We start from the raw sequence: 19,978 nt of genomic DNA, 5'->3' as shown, positions 1-19,978 counted from the left end.
TGAAACGAAGATATGGCGCGTTTTTGCGGAATTTAAAGTGTGTTGTCGTGTTTTTGTCCGCGCAACGGGGAACAGGCTCAGAGGCCGTCTGAAAACCACAGTGGGCGCGGGCGGACAAATCGCACACGGCGGGCAAAATTGGTATCATCGCGGCTGTTATAGGGTAGCCAGGTGCCCTGCGGCTTTTGCCGCCGCACCCCATTTTTTTCAGACGGCACGCAGAGGCCGTCTGAAAACGTGTTATCCGGCCTTGCCGGTAAAATCGGAAGAGAAACAACAGCATGACTTATCTGAAAAAGCTTTTCGCCCCAGCCTTCGCCGCGCTCGCCCTGTTGTGCGCCGCGCTGCCGGTTCAGGCCGCCAACAAAAAAGCCGAGCCGAAAACCGCCGCCAAAAAGGAAGCAACCAAGGGCAAAAAAGACAGTGCCGACAGCAAAAAACAGCCCGCCGCGAAAAAAGAAAACCCAGCCAAAGAGCCGACGAAAGGTAAAAAAGAAGCGGTAAAAGGTAAAAAAGACGCGGGGCAGGAGAACAAAAAAAACGCCAAAAAAGAAGCGCCCGCCAAAGAGGACAAGGCCAAAGGCGGTAAAAAAGACAGCGCCAAAGACAAAAAAGAAACGACCAAAGACAAAGGCCGCAATGCCAAAGACAGCAAACAGAAAACACCGGCAGGCAAAGCGGACGAGGCAAAGAAGAAGGGCAAGGCCGATACGGCAAAGAAGGACGAGGCCGGTAAAGCCGCACAGAAAAAAGAACCGGCGAAAAAAGATGCGGCCAAAAAAGAGCCTGTAACAAAAGAGCCGGCCAAAAAGGACGCGGCCAAACACGAGGGCGCGCCGGAACCGCAAAAGCCCGAAACCCCGCCCGTGCGCGATTTTATCCGCCGCCCCGAAATGCCGTTTCCGCCCGACGCGCAGACGGCAGCGCCGAAAACCAAACCCGGTTACGACGAATCGGCGATGCAGGCTTTGGTCAGACAGCAGGCCGAAAAGGAAAAGCAGAAGGAAAGGCAGGCGGCCAAAACCGCAGAAGCGGCCATGCCTTCGGGTTCGCCCGTTTCCCGCCGCGAGGCCGACGAGCTGATCGGCAGCGCGATGGGGCTGCTCGGCGTCAGCTACCGTTTCGGCGGCACATCGGTCAGCAGCGGCTTCGATTGCAGCGGCTTTATGCAGCACATTTTCCGCAAAACCATGCAGGTCAACCTGCCGCGCACGTCGGCCGAACAGGCGCGGATGGGCGTGGGCGTGTCGCGCAGCGAATTGCAGCCGGGTGACATGGTGTTTTTCCGCACCTCACGCGGCCGCATTTCGCACGTCGGCCTCTATATCGGCAACAACCGTTTCATCCACGCGCCGCGCACGGGCAAGAGCATCGAAATCACCAGCCTGTCCAACAAATACTGGAACAGCCGCTATGCCCTGGCGCGCCGTGTCAAACGTTTCGACTCCGGCCGCTTCGCCAACTGACCGAAAGAACTTCCGCCATGCCCATGCCCGAAATGCCCAAATGGTACGGCGACGACGGCAGCGTCGTTTCCTGCACCGAGAAAATTAAAGTGATGAACGAAAATATGAACGAGCTCTTCCAACTCGCGCAGGACGCTTTCGAGGACGCGCTGCTGATGGGCTGCGGCGAAAAGCAGTTGCGCGAATACTTGGCCGCACTGGTGGCGGGCGTGGAAAACCCTTACCGTTCGGAGTAGTAGGCCGTCTGAAAGCCGAAATGCGGTGTTTTGTGAAACGGTAAGGGAATAGGGAGGCCGTCTGAATATTCAGACGGCCTTTTTCCGTGCCTGCTGCCCGTGCAGCAGGCAAGTTTGGGGATGTTTCAGGCCGTCTGAAAAGCGGCAGTCGGACGTTTCAGACGGCCTCTTCTGCTATAATCGCCGTCCCGACAAACTGCAAAGGAAAACCGCATGACCCTCAACAGCCTTCCCGCGCTGGACACCGCGCTGGCGCACCGTTCCATCCGCCGCTTCACCGAACAGCCCGTTCCCGCCGACATGCTCGCCGCCGTGCTCGAAGCCGGCCGCGCCGCTTCTACATCGAGCTATCAGCAGAACAACAGCGTCATCCGCGTCAGCGACCGCGAAATCCGCAAAGAGTTGCGCGAAATCTGCGCCTCCGAAGGCGGCATGGGGCATGCCTATGTCGAGCATTGCGCCGAGTTTCTCGTGTTCTGCATCGATGCCGCCCTCCATCACACGGTGGACGCCCAAGTGCAGACCGACTGGACGGAAGTGCTGCTTACCGGCGCGATTGACGCGGGCATTATGGCGCAAAACGTCGTGCTGGCCGCCGAATCGCTCGGCCTCGGCGCGGTGTATATAGGCAGCATCCGCAACGATATTGCCCGCGTCGGCGAACTGCTCGGCCTGCCCGAACACACCGTGCCGCTGTTCGGCCTCTGCCTCGGCTACCCCGACCAGCAGCCGCTGCAACGCCCGCGCCTGCCGCTGGACACGCTGGTGTCGGAAAACCGCTACCGTCCCGCCTCCGCCGAAGTGCTCGCGGCCTACAACGAAGAGGTGAAAACCTATTACCGCGAACGCAGCGGGCGGGATTTGGACTGGGCGGGGCAAATCGCCAACACCCTCGCCCGCCCCGTGCGCCCGTTTATGCTCGGTTATCTGCAAGGGCAGGGTTTCGCCAAACGCTGAACCGGTTGGCAGAGGCCGTCTGAAAAGGTGGCCGGCCGCATCGGTAGAAGAGGCCGTCTGAAAGATTCGTTTTCAGACGGCCTTTTGGTGTTTTGTCTGCCTGTGTCGGCGCGGAATGCTTGACACCTGTGCCGCTGTCGGGCTTGGTTTGAAACCGTTATTGCAGACGTTTGAGGTTTAAAAAAGGCCGTCTGAAACCGTATTTCGGGTTTTCAGACGGCCTTTTAACGCCTCATCCGCCCGCTGCGGGATGCGGCGGAAACTGCGTTTTCAGGCGGCTTAGTTCAGACCGAGTACGCCGCGCAGTTTGCCCAGTTCTTCGGCCAGAGTGTTGATCGGGGCTTTGAGCTGGGTACGGTCGGCTTCCGACAGTTTGTCGTAGGTTTCGAAGCCGTCGCCTTTTTTGTATTTCGCCAGGATGTCGTTGATCTGTTTGAAGTTGGCATCGACGGTATCCAGGAGGGCTTTGTCTTTTTCGGCAATCATCGGACGGAAGAGTTCGACGATTTTCTGCGAGCCGTCGATGTTGGCCTGGAAGTCGGAGAGGTCGGTGTGGCTGTAACGGTCTTCCTCGCCGGTGATTTTGGTGCCGGCCACTTCTTCGATCAGCGCCGCCGCGCCGCCCACCACTTTGCTCGGCGGGAAGCTCAATACGTCGATTTCGGCTTTCAGCGCTTTCACGTCTTTATCCAGCTTGTCGGCGGTTTCTTTCACTTTGTCGTCAATTTTGTTGTCCACCCACAGCGCGTGTTCGATGCGGTGGAAACCGGTGAAGGCGTCGTCTTTGGCTTTTTCTTTGTAGTCGTCTTCGCGCGAGTCGATGGCGGGATCAAGCTCGTTGAACAGCTCGGCAATCGGCTCGATGCGTTCGTAGTGGACGCGGGTGTCGGCAAACAGGGCTTTGGCTTCGTCAACTTTGCCCGCTTTCACGGCGGCGGCGAATTTCTCGGTTTTTTCAGCCAAGAGCTTGGCCTCACCTTGAACATAGACTTTGTAGTCGGCCAAAGGCTGCGCCAGTTTGGCCATGTCGGCCTGCGCGGGATCGGCTTTGAAGCCGCTGTCGGTGACGACCAGTTTGCCGCGCGGGTTGGTCAGCAGGCCGCAGGTCATTTCGTAAGTGCCGGGCATCAGGGTAACGGTCATTTTGTCGGACAGGCCGGGGGCGATGTTTTCGCGCTCGTCCACCACCATCACGCCTTCGAGAATCTCCCATTCCAGCTTGCGGCCGCTGTTGTTCTTGATGTTGAACACGGTTTTGCCGCTGGGCACGGTGAGTTCCATCGGATCGCAGGCGGTGTCGGTAACGGCGATGTTGATGCTGCCGTCGGCATTCGGCGCGGCGGCCGCACCGGATGCGGCTGCTTCGCCTGATGCGGGCGCGGCGGGTTTGTCGGCCTCGGGCGGCTGGCAGGCTGCCAGTCCCATAGCCAGTAAAACGGATAAGGTGATGCGTGTCATATTCATAAAAAACTCCTTAACGGGAAGATGAAGCGGCTTGGCTACCGCGTAAGAACCAAAACAAAACGGGAACTAAATAAACTACATACCACAGAACATCGCTGACGGTCGGATGGTCGGTATAACCGAAAAAACCGCCCATCAGCACGCCCAAAGGGCTGTCTTCATGCAGGAATCCGGAAAAATCGGCAATCACCTGCTGGCCGACATTCCACACGCCCGCCTCATGCAGTGCGCGGAACGAACCCGACAACAGCCCGGCGGCGACGAAAATCAGAAACACACCCGTCCAACGGAAAAATTTCCCCAAATTCAGACGAATGCCACCCTGATACAGCAAAACCCCGACTGCAGCGGAAGCCAAAAGCCCGGCCGCCGAGCCCAGCGGCATACGGCTGTCGGGACTTTGCGTGAACACCGCAATCAGGAAAAACACACTCTCCAAGCCCTCGCGCATCACGGCCAAAAAAGCCATCAGTACCAAAGCCCAGCCCGAACCGCCCTTGTTGAGCGCAGCCTGAATCGAGTCCTGCAACTGCTGCTTCATCGACCGCGCGGCCTTCTGCATCCACAGCAGCATATAGGTCAGCATGCCCACAGCCAGCAAACCGATCATGCCGACAACAAATTCTTGCTGCTTCTGCGGAATCTCGCCCGTGATACGGTGGATGGCAAAACCCAGCCCGAAGCAAATCAGCACAGCCGCCGCCACTCCCAGCCACACCTTCGGCATCAAATCATGATGGCCGGACTGTTTCAAAAATCCGGCCACAATACCGACAATCAGCGCCGCTTCGATACCCTCGCGCAGCATAATCAGAAAAGCAATCAACATAAAAATTCGTTCTGACGCATGGTTAAAATACGCAAATATTATCGCCGCTTCACGGAGCGAATGCAAACGGTTTTCAAGATATTTGATGCCGAAAGGGTTTTCGACCGTGCAAACCGTCGGCACAAAAACAGAGAGGCCGTCTGAAAACAACCGCCGCACATTTGGGCAGAAGCTTTCAGACGGCCTCTCGGTTCTGTGAAAACCATAACCGTAATTTTCGTCACGGATTGGCGCGCAGAATTTGCTGTCTTTAAGAGAAGGCCGTAACAAGGATGCCGGTTTGCAGACCTAACAATCCCACTGATACGTTTTCAAACAAACATGGCTTTCGTCTTTCAATTCCACCCCTTCATCGCGCAGCAAATCTGCCTGCGCCGCCCAACCCGGCACCAGCCGCCCTGCGGCATTGACCACGCGGTGACAAGGATAATCGCCGTAATCCGCCGCATGGCGCAGCACGCAGCCGACCAGGCGGGCGTTTTTGTCCCTGCCGATCAGGCGGGCGATTTGGCCGTAGGTGGCGACTTTGCCAAAGGGGATTTCGGAGACGGCGGAAAGGATTTCGTAGGCTAGGTGGTGGTTTTTGAGGTGCATAGATAAAGTTGGAACACAAGCTATGAACTTGCATTATTTGTTAAATTTTATAAGGGCTGTACCAGATAAGCAGTCATGTTAGACTGCAAAAATGAAGATAACCCGTTGTAAACTAAAAAGAGTATTCAAAAGAAAATGCTTCAATTTTTTGTACTCGAAGTTACCGCCCGTTCAGCTGCCGATATTTTGGGTATTCAGCCCAACTCCGCCATTCTGTTCTACCGCAAAATTCGTATGGTTATCAGCCATTATCTGGCCTTGGTTGCCGATGAGGTTTTTGAGGGCCCTGTCGAGTTGGACAAAAGTTATTTCGGCGGACGGCGTAAAGGCAGACGCGGTCGCGGTGCAGCAGGAAAAGTGGCTGTCTTCGGCATTCTGAAACGCAACGGACGGGTCTATACCGTGTCGTAGATAATGCCAAGTCCGATACTTTGATGCCTGTTATCAAACAGAAAATCATGCCGGACAGCATTGTTTACACGGATAGCCTGAGCAGCTATGACAAGCTGGACGTAAGCGGTTTTATCCATTACCGTATCAACCATTCCAAGGAATTTGCAGACCGCCAGAACCACATCAACGGCATTGAGAATTTTTGGAATCAGGCAAAGCGCGTCTTGCGCAAACACAACGGAATCGATCGCAAATCTTTCCCGTTGTTCTTGAAAGAATGCGAATTTCGATTTAACTTCGGCACACCGTCCCGGCAGCTAAAAATCTTGCGGGAGTGGTGTGGAATTTAGGGCTAATCTACGTCAGCCCCTAAGAGAAAGGCTACCTGAAAAATGGTTTTCAGGTAGCCTTTGGTGTTAGAGCACGATACAAAGAGAATGATTTCAGGCTGCTGCGCGTCAGATTCTGCCGACTGGTTATCCTGAGTTTGCTCGCGCACCGCATACCACAACGCCGCCATATGCTTGCACGCCCAGCCATAAGGACAATCGCAGCCCCCGTCCTTAATGTACAAATCACTATCCAGCTTCAGCCATACCGAATAGTTTTCCGAACCGCACACCTCCGCCCGATAACGCCCGGCGGAAGTTTTTTGGACATCGCGAACCTTACCCTGCTGAAAATACAGCAGTCCGCGTTCGGCGATGTGGGGCGGAAATAGGCGGGGTAGGTAGATACCGGACATGGTTTGCTTCCAAGAAGTTGTTGAAACATGGGAAGTTTACTGGTTTAGACGACGTTTGGGGAGAGGGTAGAGGGAAGATTTGTTTTGTAAGGAGGCAAAAGGTCGTCTGAAAATGGGTTTCAGACGACCTTTTGGGGTGGTTGAATACAGGTTAAGGCTTACGTTTAGGAATATTTCTATAATGATTTGCTTGAATTATATTTTCAATATTAGGTCGTTGGTTTCTATCTTGTGGTAAATAAATAGTTCTATTAGCAAATTGTTCCAAGTAATCTATTCCATCTAATTGATTAATATCATGTAACTCTTTTCTTTTATTAGGATTTATCTGCATTTTAAAATCTTCATCTATATAGATTAGTGAATTATCATAGGCTCTATGTAAAGTTGGATTTAAGGCCAAGCCATTTGTAACATGGTCTGTACTAATATTGCTAGCAACTGGAAGTATGTGTGCTGCATCGAGTAACTTTAATTGCATACGAGAAATTGCGCATCTATAATCGTAAGCAGCGAGTACAATTTTTCTAAATTTAGATTCTCGAGATAATTTTTGCATTTTCTGCACAATTAATTTTCTTTCTAAAGGTAATGTTTCAATATCTCGTTCTATTTCATTTATAATTTTTTCATTTGTATTATTTTCAATAGAGCTAGTTAATAAAGGAACAATCTCTACATTGCCTGTTTCATGTAGTTCTTTAGCATTTAAACAATATTGAATAAATAAATCTGGACGAACACCAATTGCAATCTCACTGTTATCTTTGGTATAAAATCCAAATCCATCTTGTAAACCTGTATCAAGAGCATTCAAATTAATTTGAATGGATGGGGAGCCAACCGAAAATGTTTTATGTTTTTCAAGACTAAATCCTGCAAATACATTTTGTGTGGGAGAGTAACCCATTAAAACAGTATATCCATTTGGATTTATTGCAAGAGGAGAATTAACAGAAGTCATTTGAATTCTAAATTCTCTAGATGAACGTTGTCCTCCACCATGAGTAACTGTCCAGATATAAACCCATAATTCAAAACGGTTATCTTGGAATTGAACAATAAATTTATAAGGTTTATTGTTCCCTCCTAGAAATATTGCACTACCACCTGATGCTTGAATAGCATCGAGTAGAATCTCTATCATTTGACGTTGACGTATTGCAGCCATAATAATTTCCTAAAATTTTTATTTAGTTATTGGGCGTCTTGTTTTCCCGCCATCTGCTGGTAATTGTTCTTCATTAGAAAGAATATCCAACTCACTGCCCCATAATGAGGCTGGATGTGAGATAGTATAGTTATTTGTTTTTTTAACTATATGTTGAACTGGAAAACGTAGTTTCGCTCCTTCTATATAATCTTCTTCTAATTCGACACAAGCCCATTTACGATTAAGTCGCTCTGCTGCTTCTCCTGTAACACATGAACCACCAAAAGGATCAAGCACCATATCTCCTTCATCAGTCAGCATTCGGATAAACATTTCAGGCAAATCTATTGGAAATCTTGCAGGATGTGGTTTGATACCTTTTTCTTTGCATTTTTTTAAATAGGGAGAATTACTTTCAGTATTAGCAATAGCAATTAAATTTGGAGGAATTGCTGCACCATTGTTAGAAGAGAACTTATCACTAATATCATGACCACTTGGGCGTAATTTAGCATCATAACCATTTTTTAACAGCCCTTTCATCGCATCGCTGTATGGGATCAATACCCTACGATTGCTTGCTTTGGGCCAAGGTGTTTTTGATAGCCACCAAACGCAATTAATTGCATCCTTTACACGAATCCTTCTGATATTAACCCATTCTGCTGGAGTGGGCAGTTTTGCAGGATTCCACCAAAAAAAATCTTGTGCTAAATGGAAACCAAATTCCTTACATAGCATTATTAATAATTCGTAGTGATACAGTGAACGTGTAGGTTGTCCTGCTAACCATGCACCACCAATATCAATAACCAGTGAGCCGTTGGAGGCTAGAATTCGATGGAACTGTTCTGCAAATGGCTTGAACCAATCTAAGTATTCATGTGCATCAACATTGCCATAATCTTTTTTTCTTACTAAACCAAATGGTGGAGAAGTCATAATAAGATTAACTGTTTCATTGGGTAGATATTGCATATAATCTAATGAATTTGCATGGTAAATATTACCTAATTTGGTTTGGAGAGATGCTTTCATTTAGTTGTGACTCTGTTTAAATTAACGAATATTGTACTCAATTTTAATGTCCATTTGTTATCTACTTAAAAATTAGATATTTTATAATCCTTTCAACCCCTCCCACTCCTTCATCAACCTCTTCACCGACACCGGATACGGCGTCTTCAATTCCTGCGCAAACAGTGACACCCTCAATTCTTCAATCATCCATCTAAACGCAGTGAGGTCGTCTGAAACGGGCAATCCTTGTTTCACCAAGCCGTCGGTTTTTTCCTGCCACATTTGTTCCAGTTCTTGAATATCGGCTTCGCGGGCTGCGTCGCGGGCGGGGTTGCCGCTGTATTTTTCGAGGCGCAGGGTCATGGCTTTGAGGTAGATGGGGAGGCGCGGCCATTGTGCCCACGGGGTGCGGGTGGCGAAGCCGGCGGCGAGCAGGGTTTGCAGGCGTTGGCGCATGAGGTGGGTGAGCGGGTGTTTGCCGAGTTTGCCGTTCAGTTCGGCGTAGGCAGCGGCGGTTTCCTGCAAGTAGCGGCTGAGGGCTTCTTTGACGGCGGGCAGGCGGCTGCGAGCGCGTTTGATTTGTTCTTTGAAGGCTTTTTCGTTGCGCGGCAGCTCGTCTTCGCCGATAAAGGCGCGGTCGCAGACGGCTTGGGTGAGGTCGTCGCGCAGGGTGTCGGCGTTGATGTGTTTGAGCAGCATGGCGGCTTGGGTGAAGCCTTGGATGCCTTTGTTCAGGTCTTTAACTTGTTCTTTTAGTTGTAGTTTCATGAGTTCGATCACGCCTAATCTGTGGGCTTGTTCGGCGGCGGCAGACGTGTCGAACAGGCGCAGGGCGATGCGGCCGTCTTTTTCTTTTTGCAGGCCGAGGTAGCCGGTGAGCTGCTGTTTGCCGCGTGCGAATTTGATGGATTCGGGCAGGGTGCCGATGTCCCACATGGTAACGTTGTCGCGCTCGAATTCTTGGGTGTTGTCGCGGAAGGTGGTGGCGGCGGCTTTGCCAAGTTGTTGTTGGATTTGGATTAAATCGCGCCCCATGGCTAATTCTTGCCCGCCGTCGTCGATGATGCGGAGGTTGAAATAGCAGTGTTCGGGCAGCCTGAACGCGGCCCATTCGTCTTGGTTGATTTGCTCGAGTATGCGGATGTCGCCTGCGGTTTTGGCGATGGCTTGGGCGAGTTGGGGTAGGATGGGGGCGTTGTGGTCGGGGTTTTGGCTTAAAAATTGGGTGATGAATTCGGGTACGGGCACGCAGATGCGGCGGATTTGTTTGGGCAGTGCTTTGATTTGCAACTGTATTTTCTCGCGTATCATGCCGGGCACGAGCCATTCGAGGGCGGCGGGGCTGATGCGGTTGAGCACGGTGAGCGGCAGTGTGAGGGTAACGCCGTCGAGCGGGTGGTGCGGCTCGAAGCGGTAGCTGAGTTTGAATTTGCCGTCTGCGGTTTGCCAGTGTTTGGGGAATTGTTCTTCGGTGATGTGCGCGGCGGCGTGCTGCATGAGGTCGTCGCGGGTGAGAAAGAGCAGGCGGGGGTTGTCGCGCTCGGCGGTTTTGAGCCAGGCGGCGAAGGTGCGGATGTCGGCGAGGGGTTTTTCAGACGGCGTTTGGGGTTTCAGGCTGCCTTTGGGGTCGTCTGAACGGTTTTCAGGCTGCCTTTGGGCTTTCAGGCTGCCTGCCTGACGAACCATGCGGTAATTGGTCAAAACCAAGCCGTTGCGCGGGATTTGGTTTTCGTGTTGCCGCACAAAGCCTTGTTTTTGGAAAAATGCCAATGCGGCTTTGGATGCGTCTACCGTTATGGTTTTGCCGCTGTCTGCCGATGGCAAAACGGCATTCAGCAGCGCGGTAGCGATGCCCTGCCGCTGGTGGTGCGGGTCGGTATAAAGGCAGTTTAGGTAGCTTTGTTCGGGCTGGTATTCAATGAAACCGAGCACGCGCCCGTTGTGCGTGGCGACGCGGACATTGCCGCCGTCGATGTGTTTTTGCCAGAAATCGGCATCGTCTGCGCCTTGCAGCCACGCGCTTTTTTCCTGTTCGCTGTAATGGCGGTTTGAAATGTGCTGCACGGCGCGGCGGAATAATTCGGCAACGGCAGCGGCATCGCTAGTTGTGGCGGGGCGGATATTTGGTTTCAGGCAGCCTGAAAGGCCGTCTGAACGGTTTTCAGGCTGCTTTTGTACATTTTGTTGGGTCGCGACCCAGCCTGCCTTATTTTCAGACGGCAAAACCGCATTTTCAGGCTGCCCGACTATCTCGCCGCCGCTTTTAAACACAGTTTTGGGCAAGCGCGCATCGTAAAACTCAAACAAAATCTCATCGTCCACCAACACATCTTGGCGGCGCGATTTGTGTTCCAGCTCGGCGACTTCGCGGATCAGTTTTTGGTTGTGCACGAAAAACGGCGCGGTGAAACTGCCCATTTCTTGGGCGACCAATGCGCTGCGGATAAAGATTTCACGGGCTTCTGCGGGGGCGACTCTGCCGTAGGCGACGGGGCGGCGCGGCAGCACGGTCAGGCCATAAAGCGTAACGCGTTCGCTGGCGACGACTTCGCCGCGCTTTTGCTCCCAATGCGGCTCAAAATAATGATATTTCACCAAATGCGGCGCTTCCTGCTCAATCCATTCGGGCTGAATCGCCGCCACATCGCGCGCGTAAAGGCGCGTGGTTTCGGTGAGCTCCGCCGCCATCACCCATTTGGGCTTGCTTTTGAACAGCGCGGACGCGGGGAACAGATGAAAACGGCTGCCGCGCGCGCCGGTGTAGTCGTTGCCGTCGGGCGATTTCATGCCGACGTTGGCAATCAAGCCCGTGAGCAGGGCGCGGTGGATTTGTTCGTAACACGCTTCCTTGGCGGCGCGGCGCTCGGCGCGGGCGTGTTTTTTGTCCAACTCTTTTTGTTTCAGACGGGCGGCAAGGTCGGCGGACTGCTTTTCAGACGGCGTTTGCGTTTTCAGGCTGCCTGAAACCTGCGGTGCGGCGGCTTCGGGTTTGCGAAACGCGCTTTCCTTATCGGTCAAACCCATTTCAATGGCAATCTGCGCCAGTTGCGCGTGCAGCTCACGCCATTCGCGCATCCGCAGGTGCGACAGAAAATACTGATGACACCACGCCACCATCTGGCGGTTCGACAAACCTTTGTCACGCTCGCGTTGGAAGCTGTCCCAAATATTCAGGTAGGCAAGAAAATCCGACTGCTTGTCGGCAAACCGCTCATGCGCCTTAGCGGCGGCTTCGCGCGCTTCCAGCGGCCGCTCGCGCGGGTCTTGAATGGAAAGCGCGGACACAATCACCAGGATTTCCGCCATACAGTCGTGCTTTTGCGCCGCCAGCAGAATGCGGGCGACTTTCGGATCGATGGGCAGGCGTGCCATTTGCTCGCCGATTTTGGTCAGGCGGTAGCGGGGTTTCAGGCTGCCTGAATGGTGTTCAGACGGCGTGTTGGGGGTTTTGGTCGGGTGGGTTTGTATGGCTTGCATAGTGGGTTTGGAATGGGGAAATCGGTTTCAGGCTGCCTTTGCGGCGCACATTGTTTTCAGACGGCATAGCTTATGCCGCACTCCCGCGCAGGCGGGAATCTTAGTGGATATTCGGCAATTTTTTAAAAACAATTCGTTGCTCAAATTCTACCAAGATTCCCGCCTGCGCTGGAATGACGGCGGCGGGTTTCAGGCTGCCTGAGTGTTGCTTGCGCAGGGCGTGCGCTGTTTTCAGACGGTATCGGTATTTTTCAGGCTGCCTGAAAAGGCCGTCTGAAAACCAAAAACCTACCCCCGCGGCAGCATGGTGCGGAAGGTCAGGTTGATGCGCGGGGTGTGGATTTTGCTGCTTTTCATAATGGCGTGCCGCCAATGGCTTTGCGTGCTGCCGCGCATCACGATAAGCTGCCCGTGTTGCAGCATAAGCTCGCGTTTTTCCTGCGTTTGTTTGTGTTTGAAGGCGAATTTCCGCGTCGCGCCGAAGCTGACGGATGCGATAACGGTGTCTTTGCCCAGGCAGGCTTCGTCGTCGCTGTGCCACGCCATGCCCTGGCTGCCGTCGGCGTAGCGGTTGAGCAGGCAGGAGTTGAAGCGGACGGGGCTAACGGCGGCAATCTGTTGTTCTACCTGCTGTTTGATGTCGGATAGCACGCTGTCCCACGGCAGGGCGGTGCGGGTGGTGCCGGAATAGGTGTAGGCAAAATTTTGCGCGCCGTACCATGCGACTTGGCGGGCGGTAATGATGTGTTTGCCGTAGATAACGGCTTCATCGTGCCGCCATGCGATGTTGTGCTCCAAATAGGCAAGGTAATCATCAGCTTGCTGCGGGGTGAAAATGACGCCGTAGTCGTTGACGATGCCGTCGTAGGGCAGCAGGTTGTCGTCGGGGTGGGGACTGAACAGGTTCATGCTATTCAACTTGTTTCAGATTCGTAATAAGGTTTCTCAAATAAATCCCCTTCCCAAATACTCTCTCCTGTTACGCCACGCGACTCCATAAAAGGAACGTAGGAGTAAAAATCTTTGTCATATTCTCCATAAAATATCTTCATTCCTTTTAACCATACTGCATCACATTCGTCACAGAGAATGATTTCTTCTGGAATGTATTTGGGTTTGGCATGATAGAGATAGCCTTGATTACATGCAGGACATATTTTAATTTGTTTATTCATATGTAATTTATTTTTGAGGGTAAGCAGTAGCAATTTTATTACTACTTGCCGGTGGGGCGGGGGCTGAATAGGTTCATGTTGATTCCAATTCTTTTCCCAGCAGGGCGATTTTCCGCCCGCGATGCCAGCGGTAGCCGCCCAGCATGCCGGTTTGGCGGATAACGCGGTGGCAGGGTATCAGCACGGCGACGGGGTTGCTGCCAACCGCAGTGCCGACGGCGCGGCAGGCGTTGGGGTGTCCGATACGGCGGGCGAGTGTGCCGTAGTCGGCAAGCTGCCCACACGAGATGTTGAGCAAGGCCTGCCAGACTTTGAGTTGGAACGGCGTGCCTTTGATGTGCAAGGCGATCGGCTGCTGCGGCGGCTGTTGCAGGGCGTGCAGGGCTTGTGCGTGCATCGGGGTGGCGGCATTGCGCAATTCGGCGTTGGGGAACAGGGCGCGCAGGCGTGCGCTTTCGGCGGCGGGGTCGTCTGCAAAACTCAAAAAACAGATGCCTTTGCCGGTGTTGGCGACCAACACGCTGCCGTAGGGGCTGGCGGCGAGCTGCCAGTCTATTTGCAAGCCGGCGCCGCCGTTTTTGTATTCGCCGGGGGTCATGCCTTCGATGGTGGTAAAGAGGTCGTGCAGCCGCCCGGTGCCGCTTAGGCCGCTTGCCAGCGCGGCATCCTGCACGCTGCCTTGGGCGTGCAAGATGCGCTTGGCGTTTTCGATGCTGATGTGTTGCAGCATTTTTTTCGGACTGATGCCCGCCCACTGCTGAAACTGCCGCTGCAAGTGCTGGGGGCTGATGTGGACGTGCGCGGCAACGGCGGCAAGGTCGGGCTGCTCGCGGTGGTGGTCGTAGAGAAACTCTATCGCGGCGGCGATGCGGGCGAACTGGATTTGGTCGGCGGTGGTCATGGGGTGGCTCTCAACTCGGTGTAGGGTGGGTCTTGACCCGCCGTTTACAGGTTTCTCTTTAAATACAGTCGCAAAGGTCGTCTGAAAAAGTGGGTCAAGACCCACCCTACGCAATCCGCTGCAAGTAGGTCGGGCATTTATGCCCGACATTTTGTGTTGCCGGTGTTTGTCGGGCATAAATGCCCGACCTACGCCACTGTTGCTTTGAGTGGGAAACACAAAGGTCGTCTGAAAGGTGGTTTTCAGACGACCTTTTGCGTTTGGCAGGTGGTTTAATCTGATGGCTTACACAGCATCGCCGACCACAACGGCGTGTTCGCGGAAAATCTGCCATTGTCCGTTTTCGGCGGGGCGCAGCATCAGCGTAAACACGATTTTCTTTTCGCCTGCGCCCAAATCCATCCGGCGGGTGGCGGTAACATAGCCGATACCGTTGTGTTCCGCTGCGTAGTTGAACTGCACGGCGGTATTGAGCGGCGGGGCGTTGTTGTCGCGCAGTTGGCAGAAAAACGCCATATTCTGCTGGTAGTCAAACGTAGCGGCTTCGCCGTTTTCCTGCACAATCACAATCTGCAAATCGGGGGCGTACAGCTTTTCCAATGCTTCCAAACGGTAATGGCAGCCTGAATCGATCAGACGGCGCACGGTATCGGTTAAGTGATTGTTAATCATCGAATATTCCTTTGTGTGTGTTGGGAAAGCGGCATTTTACAGGATTCAGGTTGTTTGTCGGGCATCAATGTCCGGCCTGCGCCGCTGCGGTTTTCAGGCTGCCCGAGCTACGCCGCTGCTTTTTCAAACACCAAATCGACAAACCCGCGCCGTACCAGTTTGCCCGATTTGCTCACTGCCCAATCTTGGCTGCGCACTTCCCGCACACAGCACAGCGGCAGGGTTTCGGCGAGACGGCGGATGTCGGCGGCATCGTAGAGCGTGAAGCCGTATCCGGTAAAGGGCAGACTCTGCATAAAGGCGCGTTCGCAGAAGTTGAGGCACAGCCGCCCGCCGGGGCGCAGCACACGGCTTAATTCGGCAAGCACAGCCTGCGGGGCCTGCCAGAAATAGACAGTGTTGACCGATACGGCGGCATGGAAAGACGCGTCGGCAAAGGGCAGGCTGCCGCCGTCGTACAGGCGGTAGTCCGCCATGCCCGCTTCGATAAACGGGGCGTTGAATGAGCAGGCTTCCCGATGCATCAGTTCGGAAATCTCCAAACCCGTATAGTGCAGGTTATCGGCTTGCGACAGTATCCAGCCGAGCAGTCCGCCGTTGCCGCAGCCGATTTCCAAAATGCGTGCGCCCGCTTGGATTGGCGCGGCGGAAAATGCGCTGAGGATTTGGGTGAGGTTGCGCAGGTTCATGGCGTGTCCGAGCTCTGCGCCTGCTTCGCCGTGCGGGCAGCGCAGTTGGGCGGCAGTTTCTTGCGGGGTGGGCATCGGGATGTCTCCTTTTGTGGTTTGGGGAGTGGGTTTTCAGACGGCATCATCAGACCGTCTGAAAAATGAGGAACGTGGTTTCAGGCTGCCTTCGGGGTCGTCTGAAAGGCAGTTTGCAGGTCGGACATTTATGCCCGACGCTTTTTATTTTATTTGTGCTTTTATCGGGTATCAATGCCTGACCTATGCCGCTTGTTCCACCATTTCAGACGACCTTTACGGCTGTATTTTAAGGAAAAACGGTAAACGGTGGGGCAAGCCCCACCCTACGCAATTTGTATGTTTTCAATGGATATGCTTCGCCCGATGGCGTTGCAGGCAGCCTGAAAACCCGTCGGGCAAAACGAAAAACCGCTACTTCACCGACGAATTGCCGCCGTCCGCAAACAGCGATGCGCCGGTAACAAAACCCGCCGCCGGGCTGGCAAGAAAGGCGATAACCGAGGCGATTTCTTCAGGCTGCGCGATGCGTTTGACCGCGTGCAAGCCCGCCGCCCACGCCTTTTGTTCCGCGTTGCCCGCCATATCCGTGTCCGCGCCGCCCGAAAGCACCGCATTGGCACGGATGCCCTGCGCCGCATAATCGGCGGTAATGCCCTTTGCCAACGCGCACAACGCCGCCTTTGCCGTGCCGTACGCCGACAGGTTCGGCAGGGCGACGCTGCTGCCGACAAAGCTGGACGTAAACACCAGCGCACCGCCGCCGCGCCGCAGCATGGCGGGAATCTGGCTGCGTGCGCCCAAAAACGCCGTGGTCAGATTGCTATCCAGCGTGTCGCGCCATTCATCGGGCGACAGCTCGGCAAGCGGCTTGTACGCACCCAGTGCGCCGACATTGTTGACCGCAATATCCAGCCCGCCGAAAGCCTGTTCCGCCGTGCGCACCACCGCCGCATGGGTTTCAGGCTGCCGCGCGTCACCTGCCACCGTTTCCGCCCTGCCGCCCGCTTCGCGTATCAACGCCGCCGTCTGCGCCAATTCGTCCGCCCGCCGCGCACGCAACACCACCGCCGCGCCCTGTTTTGCCAACAGCAAGGCCGTTGCCCTGCCAATGCCCGACGATGCGCCGATAACGGCGGCAACTTTGCCGTTCAGGTTCAAAAAATCGTTTTGCATGGTTTTTCCTTTTCTGTCAGTTGCTTAATAACAGAGCCGATTTTAAGGAAAAGACGCGATGCAAACGACCCGATTCTTGCGGAGTTTTCAGGCTGCCTTTGGGGTCTTTCAGACGACCTTTGCGGCAGCCTGAAAATTTTTGAACCATACCCCCGCCAACGTCGTTCCCGCGCAGGCGGGAATCTTGGTGGATTTAACCAATAATTTGTTTTTTCAAAAATTTCCGAGCATCAAACAAGATTCCCGCCTGCGCGGGAATGACGATAGCCAGGCGGGTTTGCGCCTGATAAAAGTTTCAGGCTGCCTTTGGGTTTTCAGACGGCGTATCGGTTATCTACTTGCTGTATTTAGCAAAAAACAACTCACGGTCTTTAACCATCAGCACAACCACAAACAACAGGAAAATCAAGGTTTGTATGATTTTGGTGTCGGGGTGCGTGTCAAAAATTTCGTTGGCCGTGTTGGCAGCCAAATGAAACAGCACGCTTATCCAAATATTGCGTCCGAATTTGCAGTACAGCCAGTTCATAATCAGCACAAACAAAAATGCGCTGGCAGCAAAATTAACCGACGCCAACGCGCCTTCGGCAACCACGTTGCTGTGGTAATAGCCTTTCACAAAAGCCAACGGCAGATGCCATACCACCCAATACACGCCGAAAATCATGGAAGCGGAAAACAGGCTGAATTTTCGCAACAGCGCATCCGTGCCATAGCTGTGCCACGCCAATTCTTCAACCAGCGGGGCAAACGTCAGCACAAACCATGCGGATACAAAGGCAGACTGAAAAGACGGCTGCCCCGAAATATGAAACTGCGCCCAGCTATACCCAAACAATGTAGAAACCGCCTGCGCCGCCATAATCGAGCCGTAAGTCAGCAGCAAAACCAGCCCGACGGCAAGCGGCGAAAAATGCTGGCGCAAGGACAGGCGGCGTTTCAAATCGTTCCACAAATCAGCGTCTTGGCGGAACAAATGCAGCGCAACCAGCATCGGCGACACCAAGCCCGCAATGCCCAAAACAGTCTGCCAGATTTGCGTGGCAGGCGTCTGCTCGGGCAGATGGCTCAAATACGCCATGCCAAACCACAACGCTGCGGGAATCAGCATGGACCAAAAATAGAAGAAAACGGGGCGGTTGTACTTGCTTAGGATGTTCATGGTCTGCCAGTTTTTTATGTGGGTTTTCACAAAACACAACATTTTGCCTTTTCAGGCTGCCTATTTCCTTGTAGGTCGGGCATTCATGCCCGACGGTTTTAAATTTATCGGAAATTGTCGGGCATAAATGCCCGACCTACCCTTTCAAACGGCCTCTTCCACCGCCCCCAATTCCAGCAACACCTGAAACCCGTCGTTGATATACCGCTGCTCGGGTGCTTCGAGGAAGGGGAACGCGGCGACATCGCCCAGTTTCAAAGCAGCCATGCGCAGAATCACGGCGGCGAGGTTGCTCCGGACAATTTCGGGGTCGGTGAACGGGCTGCGCTGGTTGAAATCGTCTTCGGCGTACAGGCGGATGCACACGCCTGCGGACACGCGTCCGCATCGCCCTGCGCGTTGGCGGGCGGCGGCTTGGGAGATTTTTTCCACATGAAGCTGCTCGACTTTGGCGTGGGCGGAGTAGCGTTTGACGCGTGCCAAGCCAGTGTCGATCACATATTTGATGCGCGGCACGGTGAGCGAGGTTTCGGCGACGTTGGTGGCGAGAATGATGCGCCGCCGCGAGCCGCTGGGGTGGAAGATTTTGTGCTGTTCCTGCGCGGAAAGGCGGGCGAACAGCGGCAAAATGTCGTCGTTTTTGCGTAAAGGCGATTTTCGCAGGGCTTCGGCGGCTTCGCGGATTTCGCGCTCGCCGGGCAGGAAAACGAGGATGTCGCCTTCGCCCAAACGCGCCAACTCGTCCGCCGCATCGACAATCGCTTCGGGAATGTCGATTTCCGCTTCGTCTTCGTCGCGCCCGTTAATCGGGCGGTAGCGGATTTCCACGGGATAGGTGCGCCCGCTCACTTCCAGCACGGGGGCGTTGTTGAAATGTCGGGAAAAGCGTTCGGCATCAATGGTGGCGGAGGTGATGATGACTTTTAAATCGGGGCGGCGCGGCAGGAGCTGTTTCAAATAACCCAACAGGAAATCAATATTCAGGCTGCGCTCGTGCGCTTCGTCGATAATCAGCGTGTCGTAGGCGGCGAGGTAGCGGTCGGTTTGAGTTTCGGCGAGCAGGATGCCGTCTGTCATCAGCTTGATGCTGGCGTCGCGCGAGGTGTTGTCGTTAAACCGCACTTTGTAGCCCACCGCCTGCCCAATCGGCTGCCCCAGCTCTTCGGCAATGCGCTCGGCAACGGAACGCGCAGCAAGACGGCGCGGCTGTGTGTGCCCGATCAAACCCGCCGCCCCGCGCCCGAGTTCTAGGCAGATTTTGGGCAACTGGGTGGTTTTGCCCGAACCCGTTTCGCCGCAAATAATCGTTACTTGATTGTTTTGAATCGCGGTTTTTATGTCATTTAAACGCTCGTGCACGGGAAGCGTGTTATCAAACTCGGACTTGGGCAGACTGACGAGACGCTTGGTATAAATATCGTGGGATTTTTGGTATTTGCGCTCCACGCTGGCGATACCGCCAAACTTTTCAGGCTGCCTGAATGCACGTTTGAGAAAGTGGCGGTCTTTGCAAAGGGTTTGGTCTAAATCGGGCTGGGACATGGTTTGCGTGTGAAAATTTGAGTAAAAACAAGGGGTGGAATTATAGCAGAGGCAGCCTGAAAAACGGGTTTCAGGCTGCCTTTGGGGCTTCAAACGGCATTCAAGGCAGCCTGAAAGCAGTTAGAGACCTTTGCAAAATACCTTTCTTCACCTTTCCGCTGACAGCCGGAACCCAAACACAGGTTTTCGGCTGTTTCCGCCCCCAATACCTCCTGATTTTACCCAAATACCCCCTTAATCCTCCCCGGACGCCCCATAATCAGGCATCCGGGCCGCCTTTTAGGCGGCAACAGACACACTTAGCCTGTTGGC

Annotated in this window: 19 protein-coding genes and 1 pseudogene; 4 read left to right on the top strand and 16 right to left on the bottom strand. The window is 53.8% G+C overall.

Annotated features, from left to right (window positions below):
- Positions 1-77: 77 nt before the first annotated feature.
- Complete coding sequence (locus ACLD9W_RS03910) at positions 78-827, bottom strand: hypothetical protein (RefSeq protein WP_410840784.1); 750 nt, start codon at positions 825-827, stop codon at positions 78-80.
- Between the two features lie 132 nt (positions 828-959).
- Here ACLD9W_RS03910 and ACLD9W_RS03905 point away from each other — a divergent pair, with 132 nt between their 5' ends.
- The 3 genes from ACLD9W_RS03905 to nfsA all read left to right on the top strand — a co-directional run bounded on the left by ACLD9W_RS03905 (position 960) and on the right by nfsA (position 2,659).
- Entirely contained in the window at positions 960-1,466 is a 507-nt protein-coding gene (locus ACLD9W_RS03905) for a C40 family peptidase (RefSeq protein ID WP_410840832.1), read from the top strand.
- A gap of 17 nt (positions 1,467-1,483) precedes the next feature.
- A complete protein-coding gene (locus tag ACLD9W_RS03900; protein WP_410840783.1) occupies positions 1,484-1,702 on the top strand; it encodes a hypothetical protein in 219 nt (72 codons plus the stop codon).
- 213 nt (positions 1,703-1,915) lie between these two features.
- Positions 1,916-2,659, top strand: coding sequence for an oxygen-insensitive NADPH nitroreductase (gene nfsA / locus ACLD9W_RS03895; protein ID WP_410840782.1), 744 nt, complete (start codon positions 1,916-1,918; stop codon positions 2,657-2,659).
- Positions 2,660-2,938: 279 nt separating this feature from the next.
- Here nfsA and efeO read toward each other — a convergent pair whose 3' ends face one another.
- The 3 genes from efeO to ACLD9W_RS03880 form a co-directional block, all read right to left on the bottom strand.
- Entirely contained in the window at positions 2,939-4,123 is a 1,185-nt protein-coding gene (gene efeO / locus ACLD9W_RS03890) for an iron uptake system protein EfeO (protein WP_410840781.1), read from the bottom strand.
- Positions 4,124-4,133: 10 nt separating this feature from the next.
- Positions 4,134-4,952, bottom strand: a complete 819-nt coding sequence (gene efeU / locus ACLD9W_RS03885) for an iron uptake transporter permease EfeU (protein ID WP_410840831.1) — start codon at positions 4,950-4,952, stop codon at positions 4,134-4,136.
- 288 nt (positions 4,953-5,240) lie between these two features.
- On the bottom strand, positions 5,241-5,546 hold the full coding sequence (locus ACLD9W_RS03880) for an MGMT family protein (protein ID WP_410840780.1): 306 nt from the start codon (positions 5,544-5,546) through the stop codon (positions 5,241-5,243).
- 91 nt (positions 5,547-5,637) lie between these two features.
- Here ACLD9W_RS03880 and ACLD9W_RS03875 point away from each other — a divergent pair.
- Positions 5,638-6,289, top strand: a pseudogene (locus ACLD9W_RS03875) (IS1595 family transposase).
- A 2-nt stretch (positions 6,290-6,291) separates the two neighbouring features.
- Here the strand turns inward: ACLD9W_RS03875 and ACLD9W_RS03870 are convergent.
- The 12 genes from ACLD9W_RS03870 to hrpA all read right to left on the bottom strand — a co-directional run bounded on the left by ACLD9W_RS03870 (position 6,292) and on the right by hrpA (position 19,666).
- Positions 6,292-6,684, bottom strand: coding sequence for an SWIM zinc finger domain-containing protein (locus ACLD9W_RS03870; protein ID WP_410840779.1), 393 nt, complete (start codon positions 6,682-6,684; stop codon positions 6,292-6,294).
- A 151-nt stretch (positions 6,685-6,835) separates the two neighbouring features.
- Complete coding sequence (locus tag ACLD9W_RS03865) at positions 6,836-7,855, bottom strand: HNH endonuclease (protein WP_081253371.1); 1,020 nt, start codon at positions 7,853-7,855, stop codon at positions 6,836-6,838.
- An 18-nt stretch (positions 7,856-7,873) separates the two neighbouring features.
- On the bottom strand, positions 7,874-8,875 hold the full coding sequence (locus ACLD9W_RS03860) for a DNA-methyltransferase (RefSeq protein WP_081253372.1): 1,002 nt from the start codon (positions 8,873-8,875) through the stop codon (positions 7,874-7,876).
- Between the two features lie 81 nt (positions 8,876-8,956).
- Positions 8,957-12,229: a GNAT family N-acetyltransferase gene (locus ACLD9W_RS03855; protein ID WP_410840830.1), complete on the bottom strand. Its 3,273-nt coding sequence runs from the start codon at positions 12,227-12,229 to the stop codon at positions 8,957-8,959.
- A 393-nt stretch (positions 12,230-12,622) separates the two neighbouring features.
- Positions 12,623-13,243, bottom strand: a complete 621-nt coding sequence (locus tag ACLD9W_RS03850) for an alpha-ketoglutarate-dependent dioxygenase AlkB family protein (RefSeq protein ID WP_410840778.1) — start codon at positions 13,241-13,243, stop codon at positions 12,623-12,625.
- Positions 13,244-13,248: 5 nt separating this feature from the next.
- Positions 13,249-13,509, bottom strand: a complete 261-nt coding sequence (locus ACLD9W_RS03845) for a hypothetical protein (protein WP_009427616.1) — start codon at positions 13,507-13,509, stop codon at positions 13,249-13,251.
- Positions 13,510-13,582: 73 nt separating this feature from the next.
- Positions 13,583-14,410 carry a bifunctional transcriptional activator/DNA repair enzyme AdaA gene (locus ACLD9W_RS03840; protein WP_410840777.1) on the bottom strand — a complete coding sequence of 276 codons (828 nt, stop codon included), beginning with the start codon at positions 14,408-14,410 and terminating at the stop codon, positions 13,583-13,585.
- A 285-nt stretch (positions 14,411-14,695) separates the two neighbouring features.
- Positions 14,696-15,082, bottom strand: coding sequence for a nuclear transport factor 2 family protein (locus ACLD9W_RS03835; RefSeq protein WP_410840776.1), 387 nt, complete (start codon positions 15,080-15,082; stop codon positions 14,696-14,698).
- A gap of 107 nt (positions 15,083-15,189) precedes the next feature.
- On the bottom strand, positions 15,190-15,846 hold the full coding sequence (locus ACLD9W_RS03830) for a class I SAM-dependent methyltransferase (RefSeq protein ID WP_049256566.1): 657 nt from the start codon (positions 15,844-15,846) through the stop codon (positions 15,190-15,192).
- Positions 15,847-16,200: 354 nt separating this feature from the next.
- Complete coding sequence (locus ACLD9W_RS03825; protein ID WP_410840775.1) at positions 16,201-16,962, bottom strand: SDR family oxidoreductase; 762 nt, start codon at positions 16,960-16,962, stop codon at positions 16,201-16,203.
- 334 nt (positions 16,963-17,296) lie between these two features.
- Positions 17,297-18,124: a CPBP family intramembrane glutamic endopeptidase gene (locus tag ACLD9W_RS03820; RefSeq protein ID WP_410840829.1), complete on the bottom strand. Its 828-nt coding sequence runs from the start codon at positions 18,122-18,124 to the stop codon at positions 17,297-17,299.
- 144 nt (positions 18,125-18,268) lie between these two features.
- Positions 18,269-19,666, bottom strand: coding sequence for an ATP-dependent RNA helicase HrpA (gene hrpA, locus ACLD9W_RS03815; protein WP_410840774.1), 1,398 nt, complete (start codon positions 19,664-19,666; stop codon positions 18,269-18,271).
- Between the last annotated feature and the right edge of the window lie 312 nt (positions 19,667-19,978).

Source organism: Neisseria sp. WLZKY-1 (assembly GCF_046546535.1).
Lineage (GTDB): Bacteria > Pseudomonadota > Gammaproteobacteria > Burkholderiales > Neisseriaceae > Neisseria.
Note: the sequence above shows the minus strand (reverse complement) of the source record. Positions and strands in the feature narration are given on the sequence as shown.

What these genes read in the sequence shown, in the direction of transcription:
- ACLD9W_RS03905 (WP_410840832.1), top strand. Translation starts at nt 960, where the DNA reads ATGCAGGCTTTGGTCAGACAGCAGGCCGAAAAGGAAAAGCAGAAGGAA.
- ACLD9W_RS03900 (WP_410840783.1), top strand. Translation starts at nt 1,484, where the DNA reads ATGCCCATGCCCGAAATGCCCAAATGGTACGGCGACGACGGCAGCGTC.
- nfsA (WP_410840782.1), top strand. Translation starts at nt 1,916, where the DNA reads ATGACCCTCAACAGCCTTCCCGCGCTGGACACCGCGCTGGCGCACCGT.
- efeO (WP_410840781.1), bottom strand. Translation starts at nt 4,123, where the DNA reads ATGAATATGACACGCATCACCTTATCCGTTTTACTGGCTATGGGACTG.
- efeU (WP_410840831.1), bottom strand. Translation starts at nt 4,952, where the DNA reads ATGTTGATTGCTTTTCTGATTATGCTGCGCGAGGGTATCGAAGCGGCG.
- ACLD9W_RS03880 (WP_410840780.1), bottom strand. Translation starts at nt 5,546, where the DNA reads ATGCACCTCAAAAACCACCACCTAGCCTACGAAATCCTTTCCGCCGTC.
- ACLD9W_RS03870 (WP_410840779.1), bottom strand. Translation starts at nt 6,684, where the DNA reads ATGTCCGGTATCTACCTACCCCGCCTATTTCCGCCCCACATCGCCGAA.
- ACLD9W_RS03865 (WP_081253371.1), bottom strand. Translation starts at nt 7,855, where the DNA reads ATGGCTGCAATACGTCAACGTCAAATGATAGAGATTCTACTCGATGCT.
- ACLD9W_RS03860 (WP_081253372.1), bottom strand. Translation starts at nt 8,875, where the DNA reads ATGAAAGCATCTCTCCAAACCAAATTAGGTAATATTTACCATGCAAAT.
- ACLD9W_RS03855 (WP_410840830.1), bottom strand. Translation starts at nt 12,229, where the DNA reads ATGGCACGCCTGCCCATCGATCCGAAAGTCGCCCGCATTCTGCTGGCG.
- ACLD9W_RS03850 (WP_410840778.1), bottom strand. Translation starts at nt 13,243, where the DNA reads ATGAACCTGTTCAGTCCCCACCCCGACGACAACCTGCTGCCCTACGAC.
- ACLD9W_RS03845 (WP_009427616.1), bottom strand. Translation starts at nt 13,509, where the DNA reads ATGAATAAACAAATTAAAATATGTCCTGCATGTAATCAAGGCTATCTC.
- ACLD9W_RS03840 (WP_410840777.1), bottom strand. Translation starts at nt 14,410, where the DNA reads ATGACCACCGCCGACCAAATCCAGTTCGCCCGCATCGCCGCCGCGATA.
- ACLD9W_RS03835 (WP_410840776.1), bottom strand. Translation starts at nt 15,082, where the DNA reads ATGATTAACAATCACTTAACCGATACCGTGCGCCGTCTGATCGATTCA.
- ACLD9W_RS03830 (WP_049256566.1), bottom strand. Translation starts at nt 15,846, where the DNA reads ATGCCCACCCCGCAAGAAACTGCCGCCCAACTGCGCTGCCCGCACGGC.
- ACLD9W_RS03825 (WP_410840775.1), bottom strand. Translation starts at nt 16,962, where the DNA reads ATGCAAAACGATTTTTTGAACCTGAACGGCAAAGTTGCCGCCGTTATC.
- ACLD9W_RS03820 (WP_410840829.1), bottom strand. Translation starts at nt 18,124, where the DNA reads ATGAACATCCTAAGCAAGTACAACCGCCCCGTTTTCTTCTATTTTTGG.
- hrpA (WP_410840774.1), bottom strand. Translation starts at nt 19,666, where the DNA reads ATGTCCCAGCCCGATTTAGACCAAACCCTTTGCAAAGACCGCCACTTT.